Origin of the sequence: Hyphomicrobium sp. 802 (genome assembly GCF_000526135.1) — a bacterium.
Classification (GTDB): domain Bacteria; phylum Pseudomonadota; class Alphaproteobacteria; order Rhizobiales; family Hyphomicrobiaceae; genus Hyphomicrobium_B.
This window is the reverse complement of record NZ_JAFM01000001.1, coordinates 1,761,032-1,781,033: the sequence shown is the minus strand read 5'-3', so window position 1 is coordinate 1,781,033 and position 20,002 is coordinate 1,761,032. Positions and strand designations below refer to the sequence as shown.

Annotated in this window: 17 protein-coding genes and 1 tRNA gene; 9 read left to right on the top strand and 9 right to left on the bottom strand. The window is 58.6% G+C overall.

The window, feature by feature from the left end; translation table 11 throughout:
* The first annotated feature begins 30 nt into the window (after positions 1-30).
* Both HYP802_RS0108920 and HYP802_RS0108915 read left to right on the top strand, forming a co-directional pair.
* Positions 31-1,389 (top strand): hypothetical protein, encoded by a 1,359-nt coding sequence (locus HYP802_RS0108920; protein ID WP_013946918.1) that lies wholly within the window; start codon positions 31-33, stop codon positions 1,387-1,389.
* An 81-nt stretch (positions 1,390-1,470) separates the two neighbouring features.
* On the top strand, positions 1,471-2,460 hold the full coding sequence (locus tag HYP802_RS0108915; RefSeq protein ID WP_244420987.1) for a proline-rich domain-containing protein: 990 nt from the start codon (positions 1,471-1,473) through the stop codon (positions 2,458-2,460).
* Positions 2,461-2,521: 61 nt separating this feature from the next.
* On the opposite strand, the gene HYP802_RS0108910 is transcribed toward HYP802_RS0108915, so the two are convergent.
* Positions 2,522-2,959: a GNAT family N-acetyltransferase gene (locus HYP802_RS0108910; protein ID WP_024275584.1), complete on the bottom strand. Its 438-nt coding sequence runs from the start codon at positions 2,957-2,959 to the stop codon at positions 2,522-2,524.
* Between the two features lie 284 nt (positions 2,960-3,243).
* Between HYP802_RS0108910 and HYP802_RS0108905 the strand changes: the two genes are divergently transcribed.
* Positions 3,244-4,350 (top strand): polysaccharide deacetylase family protein, encoded by a 1,107-nt coding sequence (locus tag HYP802_RS0108905; protein WP_024275583.1) that lies wholly within the window; start codon positions 3,244-3,246, stop codon positions 4,348-4,350.
* 133 nt (positions 4,351-4,483) lie between these two features.
* Here the strand turns inward: HYP802_RS0108905 and HYP802_RS0108900 are convergent, their stop codons facing one another.
* Both HYP802_RS0108900 and HYP802_RS0108895 read right to left on the bottom strand, forming a co-directional pair.
* Entirely contained in the window at positions 4,484-5,005 is a 522-nt protein-coding gene (locus HYP802_RS0108900) for a DUF1269 domain-containing protein (RefSeq protein ID WP_013946914.1), read from the bottom strand.
* Between the two features lie 156 nt (positions 5,006-5,161).
* Positions 5,162-5,452: a hypothetical protein gene (locus HYP802_RS0108895; RefSeq protein WP_013946913.1), complete on the bottom strand. Its 291-nt coding sequence runs from the start codon at positions 5,450-5,452 to the stop codon at positions 5,162-5,164.
* 289 nt (positions 5,453-5,741) lie between these two features.
* On the opposite strand from HYP802_RS0108895, the gene HYP802_RS0108890 reads away from it, so the two are divergent.
* Positions 5,742-7,277: a Do family serine endopeptidase gene (locus HYP802_RS0108890; protein WP_013946912.1), complete on the top strand. Its 1,536-nt coding sequence runs from the start codon at positions 5,742-5,744 to the stop codon at positions 7,275-7,277.
* A gap of 76 nt (positions 7,278-7,353) precedes the next feature.
* Here HYP802_RS0108890 and HYP802_RS0108885 read toward each other — a convergent pair whose 3' ends face one another.
* Positions 7,354-7,743 carry a response regulator gene (locus HYP802_RS0108885; RefSeq protein WP_013946911.1) on the bottom strand — a complete coding sequence of 130 codons (390 nt, stop codon included), beginning with the start codon at positions 7,741-7,743 and terminating at the stop codon, positions 7,354-7,356.
* A 631-nt stretch (positions 7,744-8,374) separates the two neighbouring features.
* Between HYP802_RS0108885 and HYP802_RS23810 the strand changes: the two genes are divergently transcribed.
* Positions 8,375-8,941 carry an AraC family transcriptional regulator gene (locus HYP802_RS23810; RefSeq protein ID WP_013946909.1) on the top strand — a complete coding sequence of 189 codons (567 nt, stop codon included), beginning with the start codon at positions 8,375-8,377 and terminating at the stop codon, positions 8,939-8,941.
* Between the two features lie 323 nt (positions 8,942-9,264).
* Here the strand turns inward: HYP802_RS23810 and HYP802_RS23570 are convergent, their stop codons facing one another.
* The gene (locus tag HYP802_RS23570; RefSeq protein ID WP_013946907.1) at positions 9,265-9,702 is read right to left on the bottom strand and encodes a hypothetical protein; all 438 of its coding nucleotides are present in this window, start codon (positions 9,700-9,702) and stop codon (positions 9,265-9,267) included.
* 218 nt (positions 9,703-9,920) lie between these two features.
* On the opposite strand from HYP802_RS23570, the gene HYP802_RS0108865 reads away from it, so the two are divergent.
* The gene (locus HYP802_RS0108865) at positions 9,921-10,958 is read left to right on the top strand and encodes a patatin-like phospholipase family protein (protein WP_013946906.1); all 1,038 of its coding nucleotides are present in this window, start codon (positions 9,921-9,923) and stop codon (positions 10,956-10,958) included.
* Between the two features lie 3 nt (positions 10,959-10,961).
* Positions 10,962-12,413 (top strand): GntP family permease, encoded by a 1,452-nt coding sequence (locus HYP802_RS0108860; protein ID WP_013946905.1) that lies wholly within the window; start codon positions 10,962-10,964, stop codon positions 12,411-12,413.
* On the opposite strand, the gene HYP802_RS0108855 is transcribed toward HYP802_RS0108860, so the two are convergent.
* The 3 genes from HYP802_RS0108855 to HYP802_RS0108840 form a co-directional block, all read right to left on the bottom strand.
* Positions 12,410-15,463 carry an efflux RND transporter permease subunit gene (locus tag HYP802_RS0108855; RefSeq protein WP_013946904.1) on the bottom strand — a complete coding sequence of 1,018 codons (3,054 nt, stop codon included), beginning with the start codon at positions 15,461-15,463 and terminating at the stop codon, positions 12,410-12,412. The two genes, HYP802_RS0108860 and HYP802_RS0108855, sit on opposite strands and share 4 nt — an antisense overlap.
* Entirely contained in the window at positions 15,460-16,554 is a 1,095-nt protein-coding gene (locus HYP802_RS0108850) for an efflux RND transporter periplasmic adaptor subunit (protein ID WP_013946903.1), read from the bottom strand. The genes HYP802_RS0108855 and HYP802_RS0108850 overlap by 4 nt, the downstream gene beginning before the upstream one ends.
* Before the next feature lie 781 nt (positions 16,555-17,335).
* Positions 17,336-17,422 (bottom strand) — tRNA-Leu (locus tag HYP802_RS0108840).
* A 244-nt stretch (positions 17,423-17,666) separates the two neighbouring features.
* Between HYP802_RS0108840 and lipB the strand changes: the two genes are divergently transcribed.
* On the top strand, positions 17,667-18,407 hold the full coding sequence (gene lipB, locus HYP802_RS0108835) for a lipoyl(octanoyl) transferase LipB (RefSeq protein WP_013946825.1): 741 nt from the start codon (positions 17,667-17,669) through the stop codon (positions 18,405-18,407).
* 81 nt (positions 18,408-18,488) lie between these two features.
* Here the strand turns inward: lipB and HYP802_RS0108830 are convergent, their stop codons facing one another.
* Entirely contained in the window at positions 18,489-18,860 is a 372-nt protein-coding gene (locus tag HYP802_RS0108830) for a hypothetical protein (protein WP_013946824.1), read from the bottom strand.
* Between the two features lie 247 nt (positions 18,861-19,107).
* Here HYP802_RS0108830 and HYP802_RS0108820 point away from each other — a divergent pair, with 247 nt between their 5' ends.
* On the top strand, positions 19,108-19,956 hold the full coding sequence (locus tag HYP802_RS0108820; RefSeq protein ID WP_013946822.1) for a LysR family transcriptional regulator: 849 nt from the start codon (positions 19,108-19,110) through the stop codon (positions 19,954-19,956).
* Positions 19,957-20,002: the final 46 nt, after the last annotated feature.

The window sequence follows — 20,002 nt, the reverse complement described above, 5'->3', positions numbered from 1 at the left end:
TTTCATCGCCATTGTCGCGCCGGAGGCGCTATGTCGGTTGAGCGGAGGCCCAGTTTCGTTGTGAAATCGGCCGGGTATCTTGCACTCGTTGTTCTGCTGGGATTTTCCAGCGGCGCCCACGCGCAAGCGGCCAAACGCGACGCGATCGCCGACTGGCTGAAATCCGTCGAAGGCAAGACCGCCGCCGAGGGTGCCACGAACGCTCTCGATCCAACAAAAAAGCCATCGAAGCCTAGCGCCGCCGAAGAAGCTGCCAAGGCCGCAGCCTCCGATCCGCGCGATGGCGATCCGCAATACGAGCAGGCCAAATCGCTGATGGCCGCCATCGACAACGTCTTGCGCGACGCAGCCGACACGCGCGCAGGCGCCGAAAAGCTGCCGAGCCGCGACGACTACATTATTCCGCCGTTCTGGAAGGAAACCCGCGAGGACCGCAACACCAAGGTCCGCGGCCTGCTCGATGCCGCCCTCGGCATCGTAACGAACGCGCCGGTCGTTGAAATGCAGAAGCGGGTCGAACTTCTCCGCCACAACATTCGCGAGCTTGAAGACGCGAACGTAAAGCTCAAGGAAAAGCAGCTCCTCGCGCCGAAAGACGCGGACTTCCCCGGCATCCTGACCGATACCGTCTCGTCGCTCCAGGATCAGATCACCGAGAACAACAAGCGCATCGAGGCGAACCGCACCGAAATCAAAAGCGTGAAGGCCGAAATCGCAGCCGCGTTGAAATCAGCAGGCGTGGAGCTGTCGCAAGAACAGGTCGATCTGCTTCTCGATAGCGTGCTCTCCGGCGATCTCGTCCGGCTCGTCGCCGTGTTCAATGCCGCCAAGCTGATTGACGGCCAGCTTGCCAAGCTCATTGGCACCACGGGCGATAACATGGAAGCTGCGCGCCGCTACTTTGCGATGCATGCGGCGCTGTTTGCGATGCTGGTACAGGCCCAGGATGCGACCATCGCCAAGATCGATACGCAATATCTGCCGAAACTCGACACCATCATCGCCGACATCGCCGCCGCCCGTAAGCGCACGTCCGAACTGCTCAAGGCCGACAATCGGCCCGATCAGACACGCGCGCTGCAATCGAATCGCGACAGCCAGCAAGTCGCCGATGAAGCAGCAAAGGCGTATCGCCGCTATCTCCAGCAGCAACGCGAACAGATCGCCGGTGCCCGTCTCAAAGCGACTCACGATCTGAAGATTGCAGACAACACTTACGAGACTGTCGAAGCCAGCGTCCAGCTTCGCAATTTGATTCGCGAAAGCTCGACATCCTTCGAAGCGATCCAGAAACTCGAAGCACCGAGCTTTGAGCAGATCTTCAAAAGCGATGAGTTGCGTAGAGAATTCGAAGATCTCACCAGGAAACTTGATGTTCCTGCCGGCTGATCGCGTGTGTGACATCTGTGCAAGGCTTCTGTTTCCTTGCCGCATCGACTATGTTTCTGCTCGGACTATTAACGTAGTCCCATGAGCAGGTTTTCGATGGTATTTTCGGGACGTATCAGAGAGAGCGCGGCTGCGACCAAAACTTTCGGTTCGCTGCGCATTGACCGCCGCGTGCTATCGACGCCGACGCGCACGATCGCCATCGCCAATATCGCGACGGTCAGCACGGGCACGCATGTCGCGCACCGGCCGACCGCAATCTATTGGCTGTTGACGCTTCTATTTGTGCTGATGGCGTTGGGTTCCATGCGGCCGGACTTCACATGGGGGCCGCTGGCTCCTAATGGCGGCACGGTCTTGCTCGGCTTTCTGGCCGTCGTCTTTGCCGCGCTTGCGCTGCGCCCCGACGACAAGACGCATTACCTGCTGATCTCTTCGACGGATGGCGTGTTGTCTCGTTTCTCCGCTCCGGACCGAACGATTCTCGAAGAGGTCCGCACGATTCTCACCGACAAGATCAATCGCGGCGACGAGTCGATGACGTTCAACGTCAACTTCGATCGTGGGCACATCGAGAATCTCGGCGGCGCGATGCAGCCAGCAGCTCTCCCCGCGCCTGATCATACCTCGCAACATGCCGGCCCATCAGGTCGCCCCGCCAATGTCGGCGCGTCCGATCGCAGTCCTCAGACGGCAGGTGGTAGGCCGCGTCAAAACCCGGCCGAAAACACCGTGCCGCCATCACGCCAGCATCCGCAGCAACGCATGCAGCCGACGTTGTCGGGTGCGATGAATGGCGCCGCTTCACCCAGTCCGGCACCGACCGAAAGCTTTGTCGATTATAGCGGCGTGCTACCGGCCATCGTCGAAATGCATCGCTTCTATGCGCGCCAATCCGGCACGCAGCATTTGGAGCAACGCTTGTCGGAACTCGAACTTCTGATGCGTGCCGGAACGCCCACGATCTCGCAAAAGACCCGCTTGCGCGAGCTCTCCGGCGAAATGTCCCAGATCCTCGGAGCCTATCCGCAGGCGGTCGAGCTTTTCGATCACATCAACAGTCTGGTCTAGACACGCAGATTCCTGTCCGCTTGGAGAGCGGCGCGCGAGCGAACACGCGCCGATCGACAGCTCATCGCCGATACTGCACGAACTCCGTGAGCGTTCCGATGCGATCATAGAGTTTGCGCGCCGTCGCATTGTGATCTTGCGTCGCCCAATAGGTCCGCCCAGCACCGCGACGATCCGCTTCCGCGTAGACGGCTTCAATAAGCGCCCGCCCGACGCCCAGCCCACGCGCCTTAGGTGCGACGAATAGGTCTTCAAGATAACAATACCAGCTCGATGCCCAAGTCGAACGGTGGAAGACCAGCGTCGCGATTCCGAGCATGTTTCCGCTATCGTCGACGGCAGCCAGCGCCATCATGTTGTCTTCCTGATTAAGAAGACGGCGCCACGTAAGTGCGATGATCTCGTCCGGCACGCTGGCTTTGTAGAAAACGATATAGTCCCGAAAGAGCTTGAGCCACGCATCTTCGTCGCTCGCAACCACCGGCCTGACACTGACCATCGATCGTTCCACCTCCTGATCTTGAGAGGGCTGCTCTATGACGCAAATCACGGAGGTTGTCAGCGGGCTTCCAGCGCATCGCCACTCAGCCCAAAATCGCGCCCGCAAGGTCAGATCGTCAGCATTCGTTCATATTTGGCTTTACAAAAACGTAAGAAATACAGCCAAAAGCGGCACTTCAGTAACAGCGCGCCGAGGATCGGCGGAGGATAATCGCCGTTGCTTGATCATTCATATTCGCCCTCATAATAGTCCGCTTCGGCTCCCTGAACGAAGCGAGAGAGATGCGGTACGTTTCCGTCTATATCCTGGCTGTTGCGTCGCTGTTGGCATTTGCCACGCACGATCAGCTGTCGGCCGAAATCGAGCCCGGCGCCGCCGTCAAGGCTGACGCATGTGCGGGAGACACCTCCAAGCTTGGCGTGTCGCGTATCGTTGAAATCGACACCGCGGGTGGCGGTGACATCGGCGGCGATAAATCCGGCGCCAAGCAATTTCTCAACGATGGCGAAGTCGTCCTGACATTCGATGACGGCCCGCTAAAGTCTGTCACCGGACCAATTCTCAAGGCGCTTGCCGATCAATGCACGAAGGCGACATTCTTCATGGTCGGTCAGATGGCGCTTGCCAACCCTGATATGGTGAAGGAAGTCGCGGCGGGCGGCAACACCGTCGGCACGCACACGTGGTCTCACAAGAATATCCGCGCCATCTCGTTTGAAAAGGCGAAGCAGGAGATCGAAGCTGCGGTCTCGACCGTCTCGAAAGCCAACGGCACCCCGGCCGCGCCGCTTTTTCGCTTTCCCTATCTCAACGCCACCAAACAGACGGAAGCCTATCTGAAATCGCGCAACATCGGCGCGGTTTGGATCGACGTCGACTCCAAAGACTATCGGACACGCAGCCCAAAGGTCGTCGAGCAGAATATTCTTTCGCAGCTCGCCAAGCAGAAGAAGGGCATCATCCTGATGCACGACATTCATCCCTGGACGGCGGCACAGCTTCCTGACCTGCTGAAAGAACTGCACGACCGCGGGTATAAGGTCGTCCACCTCGTGCCGAAGAGCCAGGTCGACACAATCGCCTCCTATGACGCCGCGGCCGAGAAGGCGCTGGCCGCCAAAGCCGCAGCAAAAGCGGCCAACCCCATGGTCGCCCGCTCAATCGTGTGGCCGATGGCAGCCGCACCGGGAACGGGAAATGCGAACGCTTCGGCAGCAGCGCCGCGCCGCAAATCGCCCTCCCGCTATAAAAGGGTCGCGACCAAACCGACGCTCATCGATGGTGTGGTGGAGGATAGCCGACCCGTTAAAATCCCGGCGTCGAAATATAGAAAAGGCGCCAAACCCAAGGATGAGGACGTCACCTCGCCCTGGAGCATCTTCAATTAGGAAGTTTACCGACTCCTCGCGGGACTTCAGTCACTACGCGTAAACAAATACGCCGCCCGAAGATATCCGGACGGCGCATCATGGATTTCTATCAATAACCAGGATGCCAGCAATGCAGCCGACCTCCGGCCGGTCAGGCTGCCGGAGGCTGCGCTGCAGCCATCGCTGGGGCATGCGTCGCGATCGCGTCGCGCAAGGCCTGTTCCTTCGTATGGTCCAGAGACGTCTTGAGTACGACGCCGCCGGTGCCCTTGATCGCTTCGAACACCTTGTCTTCCGTCATCTTCTTGATCTCGACGAACAGCGCAGCGCTTCCAGGCTGCAGGCTTGCCGAGAGGTCCTTCATGAAATCATCGTTGATGCCGTAATCGGAAAGCGCGCCGCCAAGCGCGCCAGACGCCGCGCCCACAGCAGCACCAAGCAGCGGCATCAGGAAAATCATGCCGACCAGCGTGCCCCAGAAACCGCCCGAAAGCGCACCGGCCGCGGTCGTGTTGATGAGCTGATTGAGCTTCACTTTGCCGTCGTCGTGCTTGACCGCAATCACGGCATCCTTGATCTCGATCAGATACTCTTTTTGAAGATCGAACAGCTTCGTGCGCATTTCCTCGGCCTTTGCCTCGGACGGATAGACGATGACGACGAGATCAGACATGGGGGCTCACTCCACCTGTTAGGTTCCTGGCAGCCCTTTCATCGGGCATCGCAGCATATTTGCCAACGAAATAGATCAAATTGACGAATGCTCGAGCGCGAGAAATCTCGAAGCGGTAAATGCCCGGTTAGAACCACCGCTTCGACCGCAAACGGTTTAGTGCGACGCCCGCTTGGATGTGCGAGCCTTGCGCGGCTCATCCACCATCAGCCGGCGAATTTTAGCGGCGTCGCCTTGCAGCGTGATCCGCAGATAGGTCGGCAATCCACCATGTCCATCCGCACCGTCCGCGATCGAGCTGACGAAATCCCCGATCGTCAACGGCCTGTCGAAATGGCGCGTAACGATGTCGTGATCCGGATAAACCGCCGCGGCTTCGTCGACGTCAGCCAGAACGATCGGATCGTGCTCGGCTGCTTCGTTGTACGAATAAACTCGATTTGCCATTGCCGTCTCTCCTGAGCGTCCGCCGCTGCGGACGACGCCTGTATGGGTTGAAACTAGCGGCTCTGGAGGGTCGCTTTCTTTCTCAAACGATCTGAAATTGTCCGATTGCACGATATACAGCGCATTTTGCCGGAACAATTGCGCCGAATGGAATAGGGCTTTTACTTTCTGATTTTTAAGCCATTGGACGGATTCCGGAAAGCTTGGCTTTGGCACATTCGCGTCAACCCCAGCCCGGGGCCAGTGCCGATCCCCCGCACTGCACCTCGTAAAATCAGGAAGACTACGAATGGATGAGACCAACATGAACGCGCCGCAACATTCAGGTGTCGGCCGCGTGATTGCGCGCCACAAGGCGAAATTGGCAGCCTGCGCCGCAATGATTGCCGTTCTCGGCGCCGGCGCTGTTTTCGCGGCAGAGAAACCCGCCCCGAGTTCCTTACTGACGCCGGTCGCCGATGTCAGCACATCAAATGCGCCGCAGCAGGCCGTTCCGAGCTTTGCGAATCTGGTCGAACGCGTGAAACCAGCCGTTGTTTCCGTGTTCGTGAAAGCTGAAGAAGTCGATCAGGTCGCCGACTCCGGCCAGTCTGGACAAGGTCAGAATCCCTTTGAAGGCACGCCTTTCCAGGGCCTTCCGTTCCAGTTCGGACCGCAGTCTCAGGATAGCGGAAAACCGCACCTGATGCAGGCACAGGGTTCAGGCTTCTTTATCTCGGCAGACGGCTACCTGATCACCAACAACCACGTTGTCGATCACGCCAAGAGCGTCGAGATCATGACCACCGACGGCAAGCGCTACAAAGCCAAGGTCGCCGGCACGGATCCTAAGACCGACCTTGCGCTTCTGAAGGTCGATAGCTCCGGAGACTTCCCCTACGTCCGCCTCGCAACCCAATCTCCGCGAATCGGCGACTGGGTCGTCGCGATGGGCAACCCGTTCGGCCTCGGCGGCACGGTCACGGCGGGTATCGTCTCGGCAAACGGACGTGACATCGGCTCCGGCCCTTACGACGATTTCATTCAGATCGACGCCCCGATCAACAAGGGCAACTCAGGCGGCCCGACGTTCAATCAGAACGGCGAAGTCGTCGGCGTGAACACGGCGATCTTTTCGCCGTCCGGCGGTTCGGTCGGCATCGCATTCGACATTCCCGCCGAAACGGTGAAATACGTTGCCGAGCAACTTCGCTCGAGCGGTCACGTTACCCGCGGTTGGATCGGCGTCTCCATTCAGCCTGTCACGGCCGACATCGCCGACAGTCTGGGCCTGAAGGAAGCCAAAGGCGCTCTCGTCGATGAACCGCAGGATGGCGGCCCCGCGGCTCGCGCCGGATTGAAGTCGCAAGACGTGATTGTTTCCGTCAACGATCACGAGATCAAAGACGGCCGCGATCTCGCTCGGACCATCGCTGCGGTATCGCCAGGCTCGGAGATCAAGATCGCCTACATCCGTAACGGCGAAAAGCACAGCGTCGACCTTCACGTCGGCAAATATCCGGATGGCAAGACCGCCCAGAACGACCAAGGCTCCGAGAGCGACTTCAAACTCGGCATGACGCTGGCTCCGGCCGATCAGGTGGACGGCGCCGGTACGCATGGTGCGGTCGTGATGAATGTCGATCCGGAAGGTAAGGCCGCCGAGAAAGGCATCCAGCAGGGCGACGTCATCCTGTCCGTTGGCGGCAAGTCGGTCTCCGGGCCAGCCGATGTCAAGGAAGCCCTGCGTGCGGCTAGGAACGCGAACAAGCGCGCCGTTCTCATGCAGTTGAAGACGGCACAGGGCGATCGCTTCGTCGCCGTTCCGACCACAAGCCAGGGCTAAGAGATCGAAATGCAATCGGCAGCGGATATCTCTATCCGCTGCCGATTGAGTATGAAGCATCATGAGTGACGTACAGTCAGTGACGCGTGGGTTCGCAGTCCCGCCCGAGAGCCTTATCGATGCATTGAATCATAGCGCCGCCGTCAAATGGCTTGCTTAAAAAGCCGATCGCGCCGGCAGCATTTACGCGCTGCCGCGTCCGCTCTTCCGGAAACGCTGTAATAAAGATCATCGGCACATTATGGCCCTGCGCCTGAAGATACGACTGCAACTCCACGCCGGTCATGCCCGGCATGTTGACATCAGTGATGACGCACGAAATTTCCTGCAACCGGGCAGAATTCAAGAATTCTTCCGCTGAAGCGAACGTAGTTGCCCCGAAGCCGAGAGACCGCACAAGGCTCTCGGTTGCCACGCGAACCGCCTCATCGTCATCGATGATGCTGATCAGGGGATTTTGGGACACTTCGGCAGTCCTTTCGAAAGATTAACGCGGATTGAACCGCATTTGCCGACTCAACGTGCCGCTTTTGCGCTCGGTTTTAAATTATACGCTGGTTTGTAACGGATCGGCCTTTCGGACTGCGCCCTCGAAACGAAAAGCGCGCCGGCTGCGTTTAGGCCGGCGCGCTTGGGCGTCAGAACATCTTCCGGGGGGTGGGGACAGCCCCGTGGGGGACAACGGGGCAGAGATGCTTCTGACAAACCCTTTATTTTAAGCGGTTAACGAGGATGGGAGCCCAGGGCGACCCCCAATGCAAACGACATTGCCATGGTCGCGACAAAGAATATTCTCTCTCCGCACAATAGATTCCTAAAACGCACAACCCCGCCTCGACGCTAAAAGCCTTTGCCCAACAAAGGCGCGAGCAAGCTCCAGCATGCAGCGAGCGCGGTTCGCACTAAACTCCCAACCGTAATATCCATACGAAAGTATGAGCCGACTAATCTGACGATGTAGGATCCCAAACGCTCGTAGAATGGAGCGCCACGGCCCGCTTCCGTACCTTCCCATGACGCTAGGCCAGACACGGATCTGCATTGATCCAAATCACACCGGCCACCGAAGCGGTCAGAAAAAGGGAAGGTCTTACGCGATGTCGCTCCAATTGACCTCAGACTTCCACGGCAACACAGCACAGCATCAGCACGTCGATCCGGCCATTTTGGATCGCTTGGCCAAGGCATTGGTGGAAGCCGGCGTCAATCCCGAGAAGCTCGACCGTCACGCCGAAAATGAAAAGCGCCTGGCGATCGTCGCGCGCCTCTTCGAACTTCCGATCTCGCCTAACGCCAAATTAGAGCAGGACCAGCGAGCTCGCAGGGCGCCGTCGGCACTCCCGAAGTGGCGCATGAAGCGGGTGGTTGAGTACGTCGACTCGCACATCTCGGAGCAGATCACGCTGGCCGACCTCGCCTCAGCGGCGGGGATGAGCCGGATGTACTTTGCTAGCCAGTTCCGCGTCGCAACCGGCATGCGGCCGCACGACTACGTGCTGCACAAGCGCATCGAACGTGCCCAGCACCTGTTGTGCACAACATCGGAATCGCTCGTCGAAATCGCCCTCAGCGTCGGCTTCCAGACGCAAGCGCATTTCACGACGATCTTCAAGAAAATCGCTGGCAACACGCCGCTTCGCTGGCGGCGCGAACAGCAGGCCTGAGCGGTGATCCCGCTCAGGTAGTCCTCATTGCGCGGTTCAAAAAGGCCATCGACTTATCCGAGTTAAACCGCGAGATCTTTCTTCGCAGCTAGCCGGGCACATTGGGGCCGATTGGTCCGCCCGCGCGGATTACACATTTCTATTTCTGATTTTGAGTACCGGCACCCTGCTCGGGCACTCGTGTGCTCATATTCCCCGTCGCAGGCAGTTTGCCTTCATCGCCCATCGTGTGAGAGCCCGACGTTCCGCTGCTCGCTCCGGTTCCTGCGCCCATTTCGGGAACGCGGGTCGTTCCGGAGTTGGTCGCCGGAAGTTTTCCTTCATCACCCATTCTGTGTCGCGTAGGATCGTTTGAAGGCTGCTGATCTTCGGAGAATGCAGGAAGAGGGGCGAGAGCGAGGACGAACGCGGAAAAAGCCGCTGCCAAAATAACTTTCATCACATTGAACTCCTTGGTTATAGGCGTTTTTGCCCCCAAAGTGTCCCAGACCCGTTTGCGGACTATAGCAAGAGTTCATGTCGAATGCACAAAATGGACAGGCGATTTTTTCGATAGCGATTTGAACGCGTCGATCGAGGACGAGACTTTCCTTCACGAATTCTGCATCTTTTCCCAGCGACACCAAGCTTTCGGCGACGCAAAATTTGGCGAAATAATCAATTAAATTGTGGCGTTCGATCCGCGAATGCGACGAGAAGCAATCGGCCTCAAGAAGCACCCACCATCCGTTGGCTGAATAAGAGTTCTGTGAGGCAGCCATAGTCGGCCTCCTACTTGTGCGGCGATATCACTTTCAAGAATTTCTCTCCATCCATTCCTGTCGGTGACATGATCGTTGACCGGGAGGCTGCCTTCCGCACAAGCTTCACCGAAAGCTAGCAACTCATTCACGTTAATTGCCGAACGCTTCGGCTTCGGCACGAGAATTGTGGGACGAATTAAAACCGGTTCATCACGAACGACCATGGTGGGGGTGCAATGCCGACCAGCAATGTTTTCGAACGTGATCCGGTGCTCGTAGATCTTGCGCTTCAGGGCGGCGGATCCCACGGCGCATTCACGTGGGGCGTTCTCGATCGCTTGCTGGAAGAGCCCTGGCTCCGGATCGATGGCGTGTCGGGCACATCGGCCGGCGCAATGAACGCCGCCATTCTCGTCTATGGTCATCATAAAGGCGGCGCGCTCGGCGCTCGTGAAGCACTTGCACAGTTTTGGCGGCGCGTGGCCGAGGCAGCACGCTTCAGCCCATTTCAACGAGGACCGCTTGACGTTCTCCTCGGCCGCTGGACGCTCGATTCCTCGCCCATGTACATCGCCATGGATCTGATGTCCCGGCTTGTTTCACCTTACGACGTCAATCCGCACGGCGCCAATCCGCTTCGCGACATCCTTGCCGAGGTCATCGATTTTGATGTGCTGGCAGAGGCCCCGATTCATCTTTTCGTCACCGCAACCAACGTGCGCACAGGACGCGGCAGGGTTTTCAAAAACGCCGCTGTGACCCCCGACGTCCTGCTCGCTTCTGCCTGTCTGCCAACGTTGTTTCAAGCGATTGAAATAGATGGTGAAGCGTATTGGGACGGCGGCTACTCAGGCAACCCGACACTCTCGACGTTGGTGCAAGAGTGTGAATCCGAGGACACGATCCTTGTCCCGATCAACCCGATCGAACGTCCTGGAGTGCCTCGCACGGCCAGCGACATCCTCAACCGCTTGAACGAAATTTCATTCAATTCGGCGGCACTCAAGGAGTTGAAGATGATGGCGCTCCTCCGCAAGGTTGCCGATCCCGGCGACGGTGAGGGCCAGCGATGGGCGCGCATGCGATTGCACGTTGTCCGCAACGACATCATGGCGGAGCTGGGTGCCTCTTCCAAACTCAACGCCGAATGGGCTTTCTTCGAATATCTTCGCGATGAAGGACGCAAAGCGGCGCAAGCCTTCCTTGAAGCCCACGTGCACGATCTCGGTCGTCGCTCGACGCTCAACCTCGACGTCCTGCTCGAAGGAATCTGAAAGATGGGGTTGCTTGGCATTCTGATCGCGCTAGGGCTTCTGATCTACCTCGCCTATCGCGGCTGGAGCATCCTGCTGCTTGCCCCCGCTGCCGCAATCATTGCTGCCGGCCTTTCCGGAGAACCGCTGTTGGCGCATTGGACTCAGACCTTTATGCGCAGCGCAGCACAGTTCGTGATGCAGTTTTTTCCAATTTTCCTTCTCGGTGCCTTGTTCGGAAAATTGATGGAAGATAGCGGCTCAGTATCCGCAATTGCCGACTTCATGACGGAACGATTGGGAGCTAAGCGGGCCGTCCTCGCCGTCGTTCTGGCTGGCGCGCTTGTCACCTACGGCGGCGTCAGCCTGTTCGTCGCTTTCTTCGTGCTCGCGCCGATGGCGCACGCTCTCTTCCGCGCCGCCGCTATTCCGAAGCGGCTGATGCCCGCCGCCATCGCGCTCGGAACGTCTACGTTCACCATGTCGATGTTGCCCGGAACGCCTGCCATCCAGAACGCCATCCCCATGCCGTTCTTCGGCACAACGCCGTTCGCAGCGCCGGGACTTGGAATCCTCGCCTCAGCCATCACGCTCGGCTTCGGCCTGTGGTGGCTGGCTTTGGTCGAAGCCCGCGCGCGCAAGAACGGCGAAGGTTATGATGGTACCGCGGCCGCTGCTATGGTCGCGGCAAAAGACGAAAAGATCCGCGAACGCGCCACGACCTCGGGCACCTTCGATCCCGTCGAGGTCGAGCACGGCGCGCAAAGCGCCGACGCGCCGCCGATTACCATCGCGGTCTTACCGTTGGCCATCGTCGTCGGCGTCAATCTTCTGATGTCGATGCTTGTGCTGCCGCGCCTCGACACCTCCTATCTCGCCGAACCCGCGTGGGGATCGACCTCTCTGTCCGCCGTAGGCGGCATTTGGGCCGTCGTGACGGCGCTCACTGTCGCCATCGCAGTTCTCATCGCCCTGAATCTCAAGCGTTTGCCGAAGCTGCGCGAAACCATGGACGCCGGTGCGAACGCCTCAGCGCTGCCCGTTCTCAGCGTCGCCAGTTTGGTCGGCTTTGGTGCCGTCGTTGCAGCGCTGCCTGCTTTCGCGGTGGTGCGCGACTGGGTGCTCGGAATCGAAGGCGGCCCCCTCGTCTCGCTTGCTGTAGCGACCAACGTCCTGGCGTCGCTAACCGGATCAGCATCGGGCGGCCTCACCATCGCGCTCGATGCCTTAGGGACGACATATCTCAAGATCGCCCATGAGCAGGGCATCAACCCGGATCTCTTGCATCGTGTCGCCGTCATCGGCGCCGGCACACTCGACAGCCTGCCCCACAACGGCGCTGTCGTCACGTTGCTCGCCGTTTGCGGATCGACGCATAAGGAAAGCTATCTGGATATCGTGATGGTAGCGATTGTCGGCGCGCTCATAGCATTGGTGGCCGTGATTGTTCTCGGCACGGCGTTCGGATCTTTCTAGACCGCGGCCTCACGCTCGGGCTCTTTGATGCCGAACCACGCAACGTAGAGCGCCGGCAAAACGATCAATGTGAGCATCGTCGCCACGAACAAACCGCCCATGATCGCAAAAGCCATTGGGCCCCAGAAAACGGTCGGCGCAATCGGTATGAAACCGAGAACCGTGGAAATCGCCGTCAACATAATGGGGCGGAAGCGCGAGACCGTCCCCTGCACGACCGCGTCCCAGGTGTCGCATCCGCCCTCACGTTCCGCTTCGATTTGCTCGATCAGGATGACGGCATTGCGAGCGATCATGCCCATCAACGCCAAGATCCCGAGGATCGCGACGAAGCCGAGCGGCCGCCCCGACATCAGAAGCGCGGCGACGATGCCGATCAGCCCCATCGGGACGATGCACAAAACCAGGATCAGGCGACTGAAACTATGTAGCTGCGCCATCAGGAACAACAACATCAGGAACAGCATCAACGGCACCTTGGCAAAGACTGAGGCTTGCGAGTTCGCGCTCTCCTCTACGGTGCCACCCACATCGATCCGATATCCCCTCGGAAGGGCCTCACTAAGCTTTTTGACGGCCGGAGCCAAAGCCGCAACGGCCGCTTCCGGTGTCACGCCTGACGCCACATCCGCCTGAACTGTGAGCGTCGGCAGACGCTGTCGCCGCCAGATCAAGGGATATTCTTGCTCGAAATCAAAAGTAGCGACCTGTCCAAGCGGTACAGTTCTCCCGTTGGCGACCGGCAACTGCAATGCGCGCAATGTTGATAGCGACACCCGTTGCTCATCGATGGCGCGAGTGACGACGTTGACGAGATATATGTCGTCTCGCAGCTGGGTGATCGGCGTGCCGGTCGTGACCGTATTCAGGACTTCAGCCAAGGTCTGCGAGCTGAGACCCAGAAGCCGGGCTTGATCCTGATCGATCTGGATGCGCACCTTTCTCGCAGGCTCCATCCAATCGAAATTAATGTGCCGCACATTCGGGTCGTCTCCCATGATCTCGCCGAGTTGCAAAGCGGCCGTGCGAACCTTTTCGACGTCGGGGCCGGTCACGCGATATTGAACCGGCCAGCCGACGGGCGGCCCCAGTTCCAGCGGCGAGACGCGAGCTACCACACTCGGCAATTGTTCCGCGAGCTTCTTTTCAAGCGTAGCCTGGAGACGCTCTCTAGCCGGCACATCTTTGGCGATGACGACGGCCTGCGAAAAGAAGTCGTTGGCCAATTGCACGTCGAGCGGCAGATAGAAGCGGACGGCTCCGCGCCCGATATAGAGGCTCCAGCTCGCAACGTCCGGATTACCTTTGAGGATCGCCTCCAGTTTCGTCGCAGCCTGCTCGCTCGCGAAGATCGACGCGTTTTGCGGGAGTGCCAGATCGACGACAAGTTCCGGCCGGTCCGATGCCGGAAAGAACTGACGGGGTACCAGCGGAAGCGCCAGCAGCGAAAGGACAAAGCATACCAGCGTCGCCCCGATCGTCAGCCAGCGTCTGCGCATAGCGCCGATGAGGACGTCGTGGAAAATGCGAAGAACCATGCTTTGCTTTTTAGACGCATTCGGATCTGGCTTTTTCAAAAGCCAAACGCCAAGCAATGGTGCAAACAGAACCGCGACGAACCATGATACGATGAGCGCGATCGTCACGACCGCGAAGATCGAAAACGTATATTCCCCCGCCGCGCTTTGAGCGAAGCCGATCGGTACGAACCCCGCAGCCGTAACGAACGAGCCTGTCAGCATTGGAAATGCCAGCGACTTGTAGGCAAACGTTGCTGACTGCTCTTTGCTGTCCCCGGCAGCCAGACGAGAAGTCATGACGTCGACCGTCGTCATCGCATCGTCGACGAGAAGACCCAAAGCAATGATCAGAGCGCCCAGCGAAATTCGTTGCAGATCAATGCTCAGCCATTCCATGATCGGAAAGACGATCGCCATGGTCAGGGGTATCGACAGCGCGACGACCGCGCCGGGTCGAAAGCCGAGGCTGATGATGCTGACCGCCATGATGATGGCGATGGCCTGCCACAGCGATTCCGTGAATTCGTTGATGGCCGTTTTCACCACCATCGGCTGATCGGAAACAAGCGTCGCATCGATCCCGATCGGCAGATCGGCCATGCTCTCTGCGACCGCTTTTTTCACGTTTGTTCCGAGGTTCAGAATATCGCCGCCATCGCGCATGGCTATCGCAAGTCCGATCGCAGGCTTGCCGTTGACGCGAAACATCGGCTGCGGCGGATCGGAATAGGCGCGCCGCACTTCCGCAATGTCGCGCAACCGGATCAGCCGCCCATTGGCGTAGAAATTGACGTCCAGAATGTCTTTTTCCGACCGGAAAGACCCTGACACCCGCAAAATGAGCTTCTCGTTTCCGGTCTGAAGAACGCCCGCCGGACTGACCGAATTTTGCGCCTGCAGAGCCGCGATCAGAGCCGCCCTGTCGATCCCGAGCCCTGCGAGTTGCTGCGTTGAGAACTCGACATAGATCTGCTCGTCCTGCGCGCCGAGAACTTCGATCTTCGAGACATCCGGAACCTGCAGCAAGCGCGAGCGGATATCTTCAACGTAATCGCGCAACTCGCGATGGCTGAAGCCATCGGCCGTGAAGCCGTAGATCAGTCCGAATGTGTCGCCGAAATCATCATTGAATCCAGGACCGACGACCCCCGCCGGCAACGTATGGCGTATATCGCCAATGTTCTTTCTTACCTGATACCAGATGTCAGGAACGTCCGCGGGCTTCGTCGAGCCCTTCAGCGTAACGAAAATCGTTGTTACGCCGGGCTTTGTGTAGCTACGAAGAAAATCGAGGTCGCGCGTCTCTTGAAGCTTGCGTTCGAGACGTTCGGTAATCTGTTGTAGCGTGTCCTCCATCGTGGCGCCGGGCCATGACGCCTGTACGATCATCGTCCTGAAGGTAAAAGGCGGGTCCTCGGCCCGCCCCAACCGGAGATAGGACGAAAGGCCCGCGAACGTCACCGCAATCATGATGAATACGGTGAAGGAGCGATGCTTCAGCGCCCATTCGGACAGATTGAGTCCACTCACGAAGATGCTCCGAGCAGCCTGACCTTTTGGTCGGGGTGCAACGCCTGAACACCCGCCGTCACCACGATGTCACCCGCACTTAGTCCATTCGATACGACCACTGTTGCCGGATCGAAGCGCTGAACCTCGATATTCCGCAGCGATACAGTGAATTTCGCCGGATCGACGATCCAGACCGCAGGCTGGCCATTGCTGCGGGTCAGCGCACTCGCCGGTATCGTCATGCCAGGAGAAGCCTTCTGGCGCATGCTCCCGGTGACGGTTGCACCGAGCCGCATCGTGGCCGGAGGATCAACGAGACTGACTCTGACCCGAAATGTGCGCGTCACCGGATCGGCCTGCGGATCGACCTGCCGCACCCATCCTTTCACTTTCACAGACGGGTTGTCCGTCAACGCCACCGTAATTTCGGGATTGGGCGGCGCAGAGTGGATGACTTGCGCTGGAACATCGAAAACCGCGTCCCGACCCTCGATGCGCGCAACTCGAAAGACCGCTTGGCCAGGCTGTACGACCTCACCCGCTTCGGCAGACCGCGAGGTGATGGTCCCCGTGACATTCGCCTTAAGTTGAGTGAAGCTGACGCGATCCTCCGCGATTTCCAATTGCGCCTGGGCGTCGTCCTCTCGCGACTGTGCGGTGCGTAAATTCTGCTGCGCCTGATCGAATAGCACCCGCGTGGTATGCCCGCGGGTTAAAAGCTGGGTCTGACGATCATAATTGTTCCGCGCCTCAACGAGTTGGCCCTCGGCCGCGGAAAGAGCCGCCCTCGCCGATCTAAGCGCGTTGAGTTCGTCCTGAGGATCAAGCTTTGCAAGCACTTGATCGGGCACGACATGGTCGCCCACGCCGGCCAACCTCTCGATAATCCTGCCGCCGATCCGAAAGGAAAGAGCAGCCTCGTTTTCCGCCTGAACCTGGCCGGTCAACGTAACAAGTTCACCCAGTTCACTCTTTTCAACGGTGACCGTTCGAACGGGGCGCGGCTGCTGATCTTCAACCTGTGCCTGTTCCCCACACCCCGTAGCCAGAACAGCACACGCTGACAGACAGATCGTCATGCCGAGCAAGCTGCATCGTACTGCATTCATGGCAATGGCCCCCGGGGATCTAAATCTGCGTCCCTCAGCGAAATCGATTTGATCGAAAACCAAAAGCGCGAATTAAATCGCCACGAAGAATTTCAGCATACATACTACTCAACGAAGTCAAAATTGAACAAATCGACAAAAAAGGGAGATGGCTAATGCAAAGGAAATGGCTTTTGGCAATTTCGTTGTGCATTGCGATGACCCGACTCATCGGCATTGCAGCGCCACGGGCAAACGCTGCCGCGCTCGTTTCTAGCGTTCAGATTATCAAGCCCTCAAAATCGAGCATCGTTGAGAATGTGCGTTATCGGTGCTGGTGGCGGAACGGACGCAGACACTGCCGTTGGGTGGGCGGATGGCGCGGTCCCCGTCACTGCTGGTGGCGGAATGGTCGTCGCATTTGCCGTTGGTAGGCACTGCGACGCCTGCCGTCTTTTCTCCACAAGAATGACGAAGCGCCGGGGCCGTTGCTCCGGCGTAGAGGGCAGCAACAGCGCATGCTCGTCTCAATGGTAGGCAATCGAGAAATGCGACATAGAGAGATACAAATGAGCCAAGGGGGCGAACGTCGCCCCGGCCAGCGCCTTAAGCTCAAGGCGGCTCAGAAGCGGAAATAGTTGAACTTCATTGGCGCGGCTTCAGAGAGATCATCCTCGAACCGAAATCGCCGCACAGGGCTGGCGTGCCCGCTTCGCGCAAATAAATATGGTGTAGGTTCGAGGACTTTCCTCGAACCAGAACCCGCGCGATGGGTTGGCGGGCGGCATCGCGCAAATAAAAATGGTGCGGTTGAGAGGACTCGAACCTCCACGCCGTTTCCAGCGCTACCACCTCAAGGTAGTGCGTCTACCAATTCCGCCACAACCGCAGTCCAGACCTGAAATCTGGGAAATCGCGAAAGGCATTGGCGCTGCCCAAATCCGCGAAGACGCCGACGTATCAGAGCCCCTGCCGGAACGCAAGCGGCAGATTGGCCTGAAAAGCACTGAAGGCGCAAATGTCGAGACTCATTATTATATATGCGGCATGGAGAACAGAATGCCGCAAGGTTGCTGGACCTACTTAAAAGCCTAGCACGGCACGCGCGACTTGACGGTCACAGGCGGTCAACGGTGAAGACGCTCACATCGAAACTTCCGAATGCCGGCACGCCTGCCCGAGTCGAGTGGGCCATCAGCGAAGGCTACGTCGATTACGATTTCGCGCTGGAGGTCATGCGCCGACGCACGAGCGAAATCCGCGATGGAACAGCTAGGGAGCTTGTTTGGCTTCTTGAGCATCCCCCGCTCTACACCGCCGGCACCAGTGCCAAAGATGAAGACCTGCTGAACCCGAATGCTTTGCCGGTGTTCCGCACCGCCCGAGGCGGCCAGTTCACGTATCACGGACCGGGCCAGCGTGTGGCTTACGTCATGCTCGACCTCGAAACGCGCGGTCGCGACATCCGCGATTTCATCACCCGCCTGGAATTGTGGCTGATCAACGCCCTCGCGGAATTCAACGTCACCGGCGAGATTCGGCGCAATCGAGTCGGGATCTGGGTTCGCCGATCGTCGAAAGGGGAACAGGTCGAGGACAAGATCGCCGCCATCGGCCTTCACGTCAGCCGTTGGGTGTCGAGCCACGGCGTCGCCCTCAACGTCGACCCCGACCTCTCGCAGTTCGGCGGTATCGTCCCGTGCGGCATCCGCGATCACGGCGTGACGAGCCTCGCTGACTTGGGCCTTCCGGTTTCCATGTACGATATGGACGTCGCGCTTCGAACCAGTTTTCAGAAAATCTTCGGACCGACGAAGGTCGTCGATCTGCCTGTCATCTCACCCCAGCCCGGGACCGGCACAAACGTCGGCTGAACGTCCGCCAAACTAAAAAGGCGCCTGCATCCGAGGGGGATACAAGCGCCCGATTACCGTTGCCGCAACCTTATCTCTACGTCATTTTCCTTGCCGCTCGTCCGAGGCGCTGCCAACCGGCGGCGCGCCCCCATTTGCGGGTGAATCGTAGTAGAGAAGACCCCCTTCGACAGAAACGCTTTCCGAACCATCGAGTTCGTACTCGTCATTCGCATTGTCGTTGAGGCGGATGATACAGCTCTTCTGACAGACCCCGCCGATCACCTTACCTACTGGGAGAACTTCGTCCTTGATCGACGTGTCCTCGGTGATGGTAAGCTTGACCTCTTTGTCACCTCGGTTGGCAATCGTGGCTGCTGGAGCAGCCGAGGTCATAAGAAGAACTGCGATCGCGCCTGCCGCTATAACCAAAAGGTCGAAACGGCCGCTCCTGCGATCGCGGCAGAAAGTCATTACTTCTTCTTCTTCGCTGCCTTTTTGGCAGGGGCCTTCTTGGCGGCTTTCTTTGCAGCTTTAGCCATTTTCGATCGTCCTTCCGTTTGAACGTTGACAGACACAAGAATCTGTCGACCAGACTTCAAGTCAGGTCGTTTTCGACATTGATGAAATTCAAAGCGATGCACAAACGAAATTTGATGTTTGGTGATATCGGAAATTTCGATAGATGAGTTTCACACCTCATCGATGAGGATCTCAACGGATGGACGTCAATCTCGCGCGTACTTTCCTCGTTGTTGCCGAGACGGGAAGCTTCGTCGACGCCGCTCGCAAGCTCAACATCACCCAATCGACGGTCTCCGCACGCATCAAAGGCCTCGAAGATTTGCTCGGCCGACCGCTCTTCACGCGTTCGAAATCAGGAGCAGAACTGACGGGAGCGGGCGAGCTCTTCCAGAAACATGCCCTCGCCATGGTGCGCGTCTGGCAACAAGCGCAGCTCCAGGTTTCGCTTGCCGATCAGCATCCCGAACACATTTCTGTTGGTGCGCCGCTCAGTCTTTGGAGCGGTTTTTTGCTGAAATGGGCCGCCGGTCTACGCGTTCAGATCCCGGGAATCGCCGTCTCGGCAACAGCAGGAGCTTCCACAGTGTTGGGCCAGCGGCTGATCGAAGGCACGCTCGATCTTGCAATCATGTATCGTCCGTCGCCACCTCCGGGCCTGACGATCGAGCATCTGTTCGACGAAGAGTTCGTGCTCGTTTCCTCAGCTAAGCCCTCAGCCCGGCGTGGCGTGAACGATTATCTGCTCATCGATTGGGGGACGGATTTTGTTCAGGATCACGCCGCCGCGTTTCCCGAGCATGCCAATCCGGCGCTCAGTCTCGACCTCGGCCCGATGGGCCTCGACTATCTTCTGGCAAACGAATGCTCCGGCTATTTCCCCGCGCGTATGGTGCGGGGACTGATCAGCCGTGGGCGGGTGAGAGAGCCGAAGCGGGCTCGGAAATTCGTCTATCCGGTCTATATGGTCTATCCGGAGACGCGCAACGAAGAGGCTTACGAGCCAATTCTGCGAGGTCTGAGGCGGGCGGCGGCGAAGCTCGGCTGAGGCCGGTTCACAAACGTAACGGCTTATTTCAGCGCCGCCCGCGTCT